Origin of the sequence: Elioraea sp. (assembly GCF_022842375.1) — a bacterium.
GTDB lineage: Bacteria > Pseudomonadota > Alphaproteobacteria > Acetobacterales > Acetobacteraceae > Elioraea_A.
This window is the reverse complement of record NZ_JALHPR010000007.1, coordinates 162,186-172,854: the sequence shown is the minus strand read 5'-3', so window position 1 is coordinate 172,854 and position 10,669 is coordinate 162,186. Positions and strand designations below refer to the sequence as shown.

Genomic DNA, 10,669 nt, shown 5'->3' with positions numbered 1-10,669 from the left:
GGGCTGCCCGTGCCGCCACCGGCTGCGGCGGTGGCGTCCGTGCTGGCGGTTCGGATGCCGGCAGGGCGGGCAGGGCGGCGATGTCAGGCTCGGGCACCGGCGCGATCGGCTCCGCCTCTGCGGTCCGTGCGACATCGGGCTCCGGCATCGGCGGGATCGGCTCCGCCTCTGCGGTCCGTGCGACATCGGGCTCCGGCATCGGCGGGATCGGCTCGGGCGGGGTTTCCGTGAACACCGGCGCGTCAGGCTCGGCGAAGGGCGCGACGGCGGCTGCCGCGGTGGGCGCGGCTGGTGGCGCGGCGAACATCACCGTCACCACCGCGCCCTCGCCCGGCGGCTCCGGCGCGATACCCTTTCCCGCGCCGAGCCCTGCGATCATCGCCGCCGCCGCTGCCGCATGGACGAGCAGCGAAAGCGCCAGGGCGCTGCCACGGTCGTTCCGTTCCAGAAACGCAGCGAGGGGGGTTCGCCGCATCCCCGCCCTCAGAACTGCGCCCTGAGCGCGAGCTTCAGGTTGCGCCCGACCTCGTAGACCTGCGACGGGTTCGTGCCGCTGTCCCAGGAGACGCGGCGATAGGCATGGTCGAACACGTTGTCGAAGCCGATATCGAGCCGCCAGCCCTCCAGCGGCCCCTCGATCGGCGCGTAGCTCGCGAACAGGTCGAGGATGCCGTAGCCGCTCGTGGGGATCGACGGCTGGGGCTTGTCGCCTTGCGTTGCGGCGGCCAGCACGCGGCCGCCCACGGTCCACCCGTCCTCCAGGAACCGGTGCCCGAGCGTGACCGCCACCTTGTGCTGCGGGATCAAGCTCAGTGCCGTGTCATTGGTGCGGTTCCGCCCCTCGAGCGCCGAGGCGCCGAGCGAGGCGAACCACGGTCCGCTGTCATATCCTGCCTCGAACTCGATGCCGCGGATCCGCGCGCGCGCGACGTTGCGTGCCGTCGATGTCGTCGCGGCGACGACGACCTCGATGAAGTCGTCGATGTCGTTCTGGAACAGCGACAGCCGGGCGCGGAGGGAATCGCGCGGGGCGAGCACGTCGCGGAAGCGGAGGTTGAGGCCGGCTTCCTTGTTGCGCGCGACCTCGGGCTGGAGGTTCGGGTTCGGAACGAAATTGTTGAAGGTCGGGAACGGGATGACGCGGATCGGGAAATGAACGCCCGACTGGTAGAGCTCGACCAGCGAGGGCGCGCGGAAGGCCTCGGTATAGGCGATGTAGGGCGCGGCCCAGGGCAGGACCTGCCAGGCGATCGACGCCTTCGGGCTCACATGGCTCTCCGAGCGGTCACGCCGCCCGTCGGCTGATTGCTCGTAGCTGTCGAAGCGCGCGCCGAGCGTGACCGTCACGGGCCCGAGCGTGATCGCGTCCTGCGCGAAGAGGCCGATGATGGTCTGCTCGGCCTTCGGGAATTGCGGGCGCGGGGCGTTGTTGCGCGTGCCCTCCTGCGTGTCCTGGTAGGCATCGAGGCCGATGGTCAGCGCGTGCCGCTCCGGCCCCACGAGCGAGAAGCGCGCCGTGTTCTGCACGTCGAGGCCGAAGGTCGCGTAGTCGGTCGTGTCGAAGCGGCCATCGTTCGGAATGACGCGCCGTTCATCGATCCCGACATCGACGTAGTAGAGGGTGAAGGCGGCATCGGCCCAGGGCGTGCCGGGTGGGGCGTAGCTGCCGGTCAGCGCGATCTGCTGCTGGCGCAGGCGGCGCTTCGCGATATTGTTGGTCTCGAGCGTGTTGGCCGCGACCGGGATCGTCGTGTTCTCGCCGAACCCGACGACGCTGAGCCCGATGCGGGCGCCTTCGCCCAGCGTGTAGCCGAGCTTGGCGAGGCCCGCACCCGTATCGGCGGCGGAATAGGGAATGCCCCGGCCGAGCCCGTCGGAATAGTTCTGCCCGGTGCGGCCGGTGACGTTGGCCAGCCCATCGAGCGCGCCGGAGCGGAAGGCCGTGGTCAGGCCGCCCTGGAACTGGCTGTTGTTGCTCTGCCATCCGCCCGAGATGATGCCGGTGACGGTCTCGCCAGGCCGCAGCAGGTCGGCGGCATCGACGGTCCGGAAGCCGATGACGCCGCCGAGCGCGCCCGAGCCGTAGAGCATCGAGCCGGGGCCGCGCACGACATCGACCTGGCGCAGCAGCGACGGGTCGAGGAAGAGGCGCCCGCGATGGCCGGAATTGAAGTTCTGTCGCACCCCGTCGACGCGGATCACCACGCGGTCATCGCCAAGCCCGCGGATCTGCGGCTGCATCACGCTGTTGCGCGGCAGGCCATCGGCTTCCACGCCTGGGATGTCGCGCAGGATGTCGTTCAGGTTCTGCGGCTGGCGGCGGAGGATCTCCTCGCGCGGCACGACCGTCACTGGTGCGGCGATGTCGCCGGCAACCTCCGGCGTGCGCGTGGCCGTGCTGGTGACGGCATCGAGCGCGGTCACGCCGTCCACTGGTTGCCGCGCCGTTTGCGCCGCGGCGGCACCGGCGAGCATGGTGGACGCCATGATCATCGAACGGAACATCAGCACCCGCATGGGCCGGCCACTCCTTCTCGCGTGTTCGTCTGCGATCGGCTGGCTGGCTGCCGGCGGGGCCGGTGGCTGGCTGGCTCGGCTCGCCCGGCCGGTGCCGGGAAAGCCGTTACTTGGTCAGGATGAGTTTTCCGGCGCGCGTGATGCGCAGGCGATAGATCTCACCCTTGTGCTCGATCTCGAGCTCGGCGCGAGCGCCCATCAGCGCCGTCGTGCTGACGCGTCCGGCGGGCGCGCTCTCTGGCTGCGCCTGGAGGGTGTGCGTCGCCGCGGTGCTGGTCTCGAGCCCGGTCACCGGATCGTGGTAGCTCACCTGCGACTGACTCGCAATTGCATAAATGCCACGATTGCGACATTTCGGGCGCAGCCGCGCGCTGCACCCGATCGCACCGCCTGACGGGCGCCCCGGCTACGCGACCTGTTCGAGCGTCGAGACCTCGTCCGACACGGTGGTGCGCCGCATGTCGCGCACCTGGCTCGGGTCATAGCGGCGCGCGCGGTGCATCGTCGCGCGGTTGTCCCACATCACGAGGTCATGCTGGCGCCACACATGCGCGTAGACGAAGTCGCGCTGCGTCGCATGCTCCGTCAGGTCACGGATCAGCATGCGCGCCTCCGGCACGGGCATGCCGTCGATCGCGCCGATATGGGCGGAGAGGAACAGCGATTTCCGCCCCGACACCGGGTGGCGCCGCACCAGGCGCTGCTTCACCGGCGCGCATTGGCGCAGCTCCTCCTCCGTGAATTCGGTGAAGCCGAGCGCGCCGCGCGAGTGGATCTGGCTGTGCTCGCACACGAGATCGGCGACGACCGCGCGCGTCTCGTCATCCAGCGTGTCGTAGGCGGCCCGCATGTCGGCGAACTCCGTGTTGCCGCCCGAGCCTGGGATGACGCGGGCCGAGAGCAGGGAGTAGCGCGCCGGGGCTGCCTTGAAGCTCGAATCCGAATGCCAGAGCATGTTGCCGAGGCCGAACAGGCGGCGGCGGTCGTCGCGCGCCATCACGCGGCCGTCCTGGTCGAGGTTCGAGATGTCGTTCAGCGTCATCGCGATGCGGCGCTCGGCGGCGGGGCGGAGGTCGCCGGTCGCCTCCTCGAGCGGGCCGAAATGGCGGCTGAAGGTCGCCTGCTGCTCATCGTCGACGGGCTGGTCGCGGAACACGAGAACGGCATAGCGCGCCATGCCGGCCTCGATCGCCGCGACATCGGCCGCCGACACGGGTTCGCGCAGGTCGATGCCCGTGACTTCTGCCGCGAAGGCGGAGCGGCTGATGGGATCGATCGCATTGATGGAAACGGGCATGGACTTCTCCCTTCCTGGTTGTCGGCCGCATTGTTCCTGCAGCTCACTTCGGCAGGGAGTGTAGCGCCATCCGGTCTCGCGGGCAGCCCCATCCTCCGCCATCCGACTTGACGGACGCCCTGCTGCGGCGCGAAATCGCCGCATCCATGGCGGGGCTGTCCTCGCGCCCATGCCATCACGGAGACGTCGTGCCGCATCTGACGCTGCACTCACCGCTCGGCGAACTCACCATCTTCGAGGAGGATGGGAGCATCATCGCGCTCGACTGGGGCCGCGGCGCCGGTGCTGGTACGGCAACCCCGGTGCTGGCGGCGGCGAAGCGGCAGCTCGATGCATATTTCGATGATCCCGCAACGCCGTTCGACCTGCCGCTCGCCCCGGCCGGAACGCCCTTTCGCCGCGGCGTGTGGGAGGCGATGCGCGCCATCCCGCCCGGCCAGGTGCGAAGCTACGGCGCCATCGCGCGGGCGCTCGGCAGCTCCGCGCGCGCCGTCGGCGGTGCCTGCGGTGCGAACCCGATCCCGATCATCATCCCCTGCCACCGCATCGTCGGCGCGGGCAACGCGCTCGGCGGCTATTCGGGCGGCGACGGACATGACACCAAGCGCTACCTGCTCGCGCATGAGCAGGATGCCGCTGCCCCGCACTGACGTCCCATCCACAGACCACACGCGAAAACGAGCCGGAGCAATCGATGCATCACGCCATCCGCATCCACGAGCACGGCGGCCCCGAGGTCCTGCGATGGGACGAGTTGCCGATGCCCTCGCCCGGCCCGGGAGAGGCGCTGGTGCGCCACGCCGCCGTCGGCCTGAACTACATCGACGTCTATTTCCGCACCGGCCTCTACAAGCCGCCCGCGCTGCCCGCCACGATCGGCATGGAGGGGGCCGGCACGGTCGAGGCCGTCGGCGATGGCGTGACGGAGCTGAAGCCAGGTGACCGCGTCGCCTACGCCACCGCGCCGATCGGCGCCTATGCCGAGTTCCGCACCATCAAGGCAGAACGCCTGGTGAAGCTGCCGGGCGACATCTCGTTCGACACGGCGGCTGCGATGATGCTGCAGGGCATGACGGCCGAGTACCTGCTGCTGCGCACCTTCAAGGTTCAGCCGGGGCAGACCATCCTGATCCACGCCGCTGCCGGCGGCGTCGGGCTGATCATGTGCCAGTGGGCCAAGCATCTCGGCTGCACCGTGATCGGCACCGTCGGCTCCGACGAGAAGGCGGCGCTGGCGAAGGCGCATGGCTGCGACCACCCGATCGTCTACACGCGCGACGATTTCCAGGCGAAGGTGAAGGAGATCACGGGCGGGAAGATGCTGCCCGTGGTGTACGACAGCGTCGGCCGCGACACGTTCATGAAGTCGCTCGACTGCCTGGCGCCCTACGGCATGCTCGTGGTGTTCGGCAACGCCTCTGGCGCCGTGCCGCCGTTCGAGCTCGGCATGCTCGCGGCCAAGGGCTCGCTCTACCTCACGCGCCCGACGCTCGCGACCTACACCGCCAAGCGCGAGGAGCTCGCGGGTTCCGCCGCCGCGCTGTTCGGCGTGGTGCAGAAGGGCGTGGTGAAGATCGAGGTGAACCAGCGCTTCCCGCTGAAGGACGCGGCGGAGGCGCATCGCGCACTCGAGGGCCGCCGCACCACCGGCTCGACGCTGCTGATCCCCTGAGGCCAACGCAGTGGCGCGCGCCATCGCCGTCACCGACGTTGCGGAAGCGGGCGGCACGTCCTACCCCGCGCCGTTCCGCGCCGCCGTGGCGGGCAGGACCTTCCGGCGGCTCGGCGATGCGTTCGGGCTGACGCAGTTCGGCGTGAACCTCGTTCGCCTCGCACCGGGGGCGGCGAGCGCGCTGCGCCACGCGCACTCGGCCGAGGACGAGTTCGTCCTCGTCACCGAAGGCACGCCGACGTTGATCACGCATGACGGCGAGCAGGCGCTCGCCCCCGGCATGGTGGCGGGCTTTCCCGCCGGCACGGGCGATGCGCATCACCTGGTCAACCGCACGGAGGCGGACGTGGTGTTCCTCGTCGTCGGCACGAAGGCACACGAACGCGACGTGGTGACCTACCCCGACGACGATCTGCGCGTCGAACCCTCGCCCGGCGGCCGGCGCTTCGTGAAGGCCGACGGTTCACCCTGGTAGCCTTCCCGGCGCTGCACTAGACACTGCCGCCATGGCACCACCGCTTCTCGCCCTCCAGGACATCGCGCTCACCTTCGGCGCGACGCCGCTGCTCCGCACCGCTGCCCTTGCCGTCGGCGAGGGCGAGAGGATCGCGCTCGTCGGCCGCAACGGGGCGGGGAAATCGACGCTGTTGCGCATCGCCGCGGGGCTCATCCAGCAGGATGGCGGTACGCGCTTCCTCCAGCCAGGGGCCACGCTGCGCTACCTGCCCCAGGGCGCTGATCTTTCCGGGTTCGAGACGGTCGCGGCTTACGCCGAGGCGGGGCTCGGGCCTGGCGATGATCCCTATCGCGCGCGCTACCTGCTCGAGCAGCTCGGGCTGACGGGCGAGGAGCGGACGGCAGCGCTTTCGGGCGGCGAGGCGCGGCGTGCCGCACTGGCCCGCGCGCTCGCCCCCGTGCCCGACATCCTGCTGCTCGACGAGCCGACGAACCACCTCGACCTTCCCGCCATCACCTGGCTTGAGGACGAGCTGCGCGCCTTCCGTGGCGCGCTGGTGCTGATCAGCCATGACCGGCGGTTCCTCGAGCGTCTCTCGCGCAGCATGGTCTGGCTCGACCGTGGCGAGACGCGGCGCCTCGACCAGGGCTTTGCCGGGTTCGAGACGTGGCGTGACGAGGTGCTCGCGCAGGAGGAGGCGGAGGCGCACAAGCTCGGCCGCAAGATCGCGCGCGAGGAGGATTGGGTGCGCTACGGCGTCACGGCACGCCGCAAGCGAAACGTCCGCCGCATGGCGGAGCTTGGCGCGCTGCGCGAGAAGCGGCGGGCGCGCGTCGTTCCCGTCGGCCGAACCGCCGCGGGCGCGACCGAGGCGGCGGGCTCGGGCAGCCTCGTGATCGCAGCCGATGCGATAACGAAACGGTATGGCGAGCGTGCGGTGGTGCGCGAGTTCACCACGCGCGTGATGCGGAGCGACCGTGTCGGCATCGTCGGCCCGAATGGCGCAGGCAAGACGACGCTGCTCGCCATGCTTACCGGAGCGCTCGCGCCTGACGAGGGCAGCGTGAGGCTCGGCACCGGACTGGCGATGGTCACGCTCGACCAGGGCCGCGCCAGCCTCGACCCGACGACGAGCCTTGCCGACACGCTGACGGGCGGCGGCGACATGGTGCGCGTGGGCGACACGCCGCGGCACGTGATGGGCTACCTCAAGGACTTCCTGTTCCTGCCGGAGCAGGCGCAGACCCCGGTGGGCAAGCTCTCGGGCGGCGAGCAGGCGCGCGTGCTCCTGGCCCGCGCCCTTGCGGCCCCCTCCAACCTTCTGGTGCTCGACGAGCCGACGAATGATCTCGATCTCGAAACGCTCGACCTGCTGCAGGAGTTGCTCGCCGAGTACAAGGGAACGGTCATCGTCGTCAGCCATGACCGCGACTTCCTCGACCGTGTCGCGACCTCGGTGATCATGTCGGAGGGCGAGGGGCAGTGGCAGGAGTATGCCGGCGGCTATTCCGACATGCTGGCCCAGCGCGGCGAGGGCATTGCCGCGCGCGTGGTGCCCGCGCAGCGTCGGCCGGATGAACGCACCGAGGCACAGGTCGAGAGCCGCGCGCCGGACCAGCGCCGCAAGCTCACGATGGCGCAACAGCATGCGCTGAAGACGTTGCCGGCCCGCATCGAGGCGCTGGGCGCGGAGATCGTCCGCGCCAACGCCACCCTCGCCGACCCCGGCCTCTATGCGCGCGACCGTGCGACGTTCGACCGCGCCTCCGCGGCACTGGCGAAGGCGCAGGCCGCGCTGGCCGAGGCCGAGGAGCAGTGGCTCGAGATCGCGCTGCTCGCCGAGGAGATCGGGGCTGGCTAGACGATCGGAGCGAGCCGCGTCAGCCGCGGCGGGCTGATCTCGCTCAGCAGGATCGACCCGTCGGGTGCTGCCCAGATGCCGTGCGCGCCGTTCAGCACGGGGCGGCAACGACCCTGGAGCGTGCCATCGGGGCCGAGCAGGGAGAGCCTCGGCACCTGGTCGGTCACATAGAGGCCGCCGCCAGGGGCACCGTGCACCGACATCGGCTTGTGGTGATCGCGCCAGTCGGCGAGCCAGCGCCCCTCGGCGTCGAACACCTGCACGCGGTTGTTCTCGCGGTCGGCCACCGCGACGCGGCCATCGGCGAGCACCCAGATGCCGTGCGGCGTCGAGAACTGGCCGGGGCCTTCGCCTGGCTCACCCCAGCGTCCCAGCGGCGTACCCTCCGCCGTGAAGCGATGCACGACCGACGCGCCGTAGCCATCGGCGACGTAGATCGATCCATCCGGCCCGAACGCCACGTCGCACGGTGCATTGAACGGCTCGCCCGGGCAGTGCCGCCGGCCGATGCCGCCGAGGCGCTTGCCCGCGCGGTCGAACACGATGATCTCGTGCGCGTCACGGTCGACCACGAACACACGGCCATCGGGGTGAACCGACAGCATGTGCCCATCGGCCACCGCATCGCCGCCCCAGGCATCGATGCGCCGCCCATCGGGGCTGAGCACGACGACGGCTGGGCCGGCCGGGTCATAAGGGTCCTGGCGGAGCTGGCAGAACACGGTGCCATCGGCCGCGCAGGCAACGTCGCTCGGCGTGCCGACGCCTGTGGGGATGTCACCCCAGGGGCGCTCGATGCGGTAGCGGCTTGTTCCGAGTGCGACGATCAATTCGTGGCGCGGCATCCAGCGTCCCCCTTCAGCCGGCGGTGATGTCCTCGACCCGGCGTCGCCTGCTGTCCTGCCACATCGAGAACCCGAGCGACAGCACCATCAGCGCAATGATCACCAGCGCCCAGGGGTGGTTCAGCACCTCGCCGATGTCGCCGCCGGCGAGCTGCCAGGCGCGCAGAAGCTCGGTCTCGATCAACCGTCCGAGCAGAAGCCCGACGACCACGGCAGCGACGGGATAGCCGGCCGATGACATCAGCCAGCCGAGTACGGAGAACACGAACAGCGTCATCGGCCCCGCGATCGAACCTTCCATGGCGAAGGAGCCCATTGTCGCCATCACCAGCACGCAGGGGATCAGGAAGCGCAGCGGCAGCCGCACGATCGAGCTCGCGCAGTAGACGAAGGCGGTGCCGACGAAGAGCAGCAGTACGGCCTGGGCGAAGTTCGAGAGGATGATCGCGTAGACGATGTCGCGGTTCTGGTCCATGAACCGCGGGCCGCCAACGACGTTGTGCATGGCGAAGGCCGCGAGCAGGATCGCCGTGGCGCCGCCGCCGGGAATGCCGAGGGCGAGCATCGTCGCCATCGATCCGCCCTCCGACGAGCTGTTGGCACTTTCCGAGGCGATCACGCCTTCTGGGTTGCCCTTGCCGAAGCTGTCACGATCCTTCGAGGCGCGGCGCGCCTCGGCGTAGGAGAGCAGGTTCGAGATCGATGAGCCGACGCCCGGTGCCGCGCCGACAAGCGCGCCGATCATCGAGCCGCGGACCAGCGTGCGTGGGTGCTTGAACGTCATCATGCCGCCCGCGACGATCCGGGAGAGGCTGATCTGGCGATCCTCCTCGGCCTCGACCAGGAAATGCGTGTTCACCAGGCCAAAGAGCTGGCTTGCCGCGAGCAGCCCGACCATGGCGGGAATGGTCGGAATGCCATCGAGCAGCTCGGGGATGTTGGCGGTGCCGCGGAGATAGCCCGCCGTGTTCATTCCCACCGTGCCGAGCAGCACGCCGATGCCGGCCGCGAACAGCCCGCGGCTCAGCGATTTTCCGCCGAGCGAGCCCAGCAGCACCATGCCCCAGATCGCGATCGCGGCCATCTCGAACGGGCCGATGCGCAGCACGAGCTCGGCGATCGGCTGAACGAGGAAGAACAACACGATGTAGCTGCCGAGCACGCCGAGGCAGGACGACACAAGGGCGAGGCCGAGCGCCTCGTTGTGCTTGCCCGCGCGCGCCATCGGGTAGCCATCGAACGTCGTGGCGACGGCAGAGGACGTGCCGGGAATGTTCATCAGCACCGCCGGCACCGACCCGCCGAAGCCCGCGCCGGTATACACGGAGGTGAGGAAGATGATCGCCGGCAGGAACTCCATGTAGAGGGTTGCCGGCAGCACGAGCGCCATCGCCATCGACACCGAGATGCCGGGCATCGCGCCGAAGACGAGGCCGATCAGGAGTCCCGGCACGACCCAGAGCCAGGCGTCGAGCGAGCCGGCAAGGAGGGCCACGGCGGAACCGGCGGCAGCGAGGTCGACCATCGCGGTCCTAGATCAGGGTGGTCGGAAACGGATAGGGCACGAGGGCGCGGAAGCCGAAGATCGCGGCGGCCGTGAAGATCAGCGAGAACAGCACCAGCACGAGGGGCCGCCGCTCACCTCCGATCCAGAGCGCCGCGCTCACGAACAGTACCATTGCGATATCGTAACCGACGCGCTCGAGGGAAAGGATGAAGAACCCGAATGCCGCGACCATGCCGACAACGCGCAGTGTCGCCCGCCAGTCGGCCGGTGCCGGCGACGCTTCGCCCGCCGGGGCGCGGCTGACGCAGCCGATCGCGATGACGCCCCAGAGGAAGAGGACGAGGATCGCTGTCGGTTGGAGCAGGAGCAGGTTGTTGACCGAGAGGGAGACCGTGCGCGCATCAACCAGATAGGCGAGCGCGAAGGCGGCAAGGGCGGTGACCAGGGCGAGTTGCCCCCACGCCACGCGCCATGCTGCCCCTCGCACCCCCGACCTCCCTGCCCGCGCTGTCT

10 protein-coding genes and 1 pseudogene are annotated in these 10,669 nt (G+C 70.0%); 4 read left to right on the top strand and 7 right to left on the bottom strand.

The window, feature by feature from the left end:
• The 4 genes and pseudogenes from Q0C38_RS09085 to Q0C38_RS09070 all read right to left on the bottom strand — a co-directional run.
• Window positions 1–475, bottom strand: a pseudogene (locus tag Q0C38_RS09085) (hypothetical protein); the annotation flags it as partial.
• A gap of 8 nt (window positions 476–483) precedes the next feature.
• On the bottom strand, window positions 484–2,517 hold the full coding sequence (locus Q0C38_RS09080) for a TonB-dependent hemoglobin/transferrin/lactoferrin family receptor (RefSeq protein ID WP_291296759.1): 2,034 nt from the start codon (window positions 2,515–2,517) through the stop codon (window positions 484–486).
• Between the two features lie 106 nt (window positions 2,518–2,623).
• Window positions 2,624–2,809 (bottom strand): hemin uptake protein HemP, encoded by a 186-nt coding sequence (locus tag Q0C38_RS09075; protein WP_291296758.1) that lies wholly within the window; start codon window positions 2,807–2,809, stop codon window positions 2,624–2,626.
• A 114-nt stretch (window positions 2,810–2,923) separates the two neighbouring features.
• Window positions 2,924–3,814 (bottom strand): TauD/TfdA family dioxygenase, encoded by an 891-nt coding sequence (locus tag Q0C38_RS09070; protein WP_291296757.1) that lies wholly within the window; start codon window positions 3,812–3,814, stop codon window positions 2,924–2,926.
• Between the two features lie 188 nt (window positions 3,815–4,002).
• On the opposite strand from Q0C38_RS09070, the gene Q0C38_RS09065 reads away from it, so the two are divergent.
• The 4 genes from Q0C38_RS09065 to Q0C38_RS09050 are packed head-to-tail and all read left to right on the top strand — an operon-like array spanning window position 4,003 to window position 7,804.
• Window positions 4,003–4,464, top strand: coding sequence for a methylated-DNA--[protein]-cysteine S-methyltransferase (locus tag Q0C38_RS09065; RefSeq protein WP_291296756.1), 462 nt, complete (start codon window positions 4,003–4,005; stop codon window positions 4,462–4,464).
• Window positions 4,465–4,508: 44 nt separating this feature from the next.
• Window positions 4,509–5,486, top strand: coding sequence for a quinone oxidoreductase (locus Q0C38_RS09060; protein WP_291296755.1), 978 nt, complete (start codon window positions 4,509–4,511; stop codon window positions 5,484–5,486).
• A gap of 10 nt (window positions 5,487–5,496) precedes the next feature.
• Window positions 5,497–5,961, top strand: a complete 465-nt coding sequence (locus Q0C38_RS09055) for a cupin domain-containing protein (RefSeq protein WP_291296754.1) — start codon at window positions 5,497–5,499, stop codon at window positions 5,959–5,961.
• Between the two features lie 31 nt (window positions 5,962–5,992).
• Window positions 5,993–7,804 carry an ABC-F family ATP-binding cassette domain-containing protein gene (locus Q0C38_RS09050; RefSeq protein ID WP_291296753.1) on the top strand — a complete coding sequence of 604 codons (1,812 nt, stop codon included), beginning with the start codon at window positions 5,993–5,995 and terminating at the stop codon, window positions 7,802–7,804.
• On the opposite strand, the gene Q0C38_RS09045 is transcribed toward Q0C38_RS09050, so the two are convergent.
• From Q0C38_RS09045 to Q0C38_RS09035, 3 genes are read right to left on the bottom strand one after another with little or no spacing between them, the layout of a single operon-like run.
• On the bottom strand, window positions 7,801–8,649 hold the full coding sequence (locus tag Q0C38_RS09045; RefSeq protein WP_291296752.1) for a peptidase: 849 nt from the start codon (window positions 8,647–8,649) through the stop codon (window positions 7,801–7,803). The genes Q0C38_RS09050 and Q0C38_RS09045 overlap by 4 nt on opposite strands.
• 13 nt (window positions 8,650–8,662) lie before the next feature.
• A complete protein-coding gene (locus tag Q0C38_RS09040; RefSeq protein WP_291296751.1) occupies window positions 8,663–10,174 on the bottom strand; it encodes a tripartite tricarboxylate transporter permease in 1,512 nt (503 codons plus the stop codon).
• 7 nt (window positions 10,175–10,181) lie between these two features.
• The gene (locus Q0C38_RS09035; RefSeq protein WP_291296750.1) at window positions 10,182–10,643 is read right to left on the bottom strand and encodes a tripartite tricarboxylate transporter TctB family protein; all 462 of its coding nucleotides are present in this window, start codon (window positions 10,641–10,643) and stop codon (window positions 10,182–10,184) included.
• Window positions 10,644–10,669: the final 26 nt, after the last annotated feature.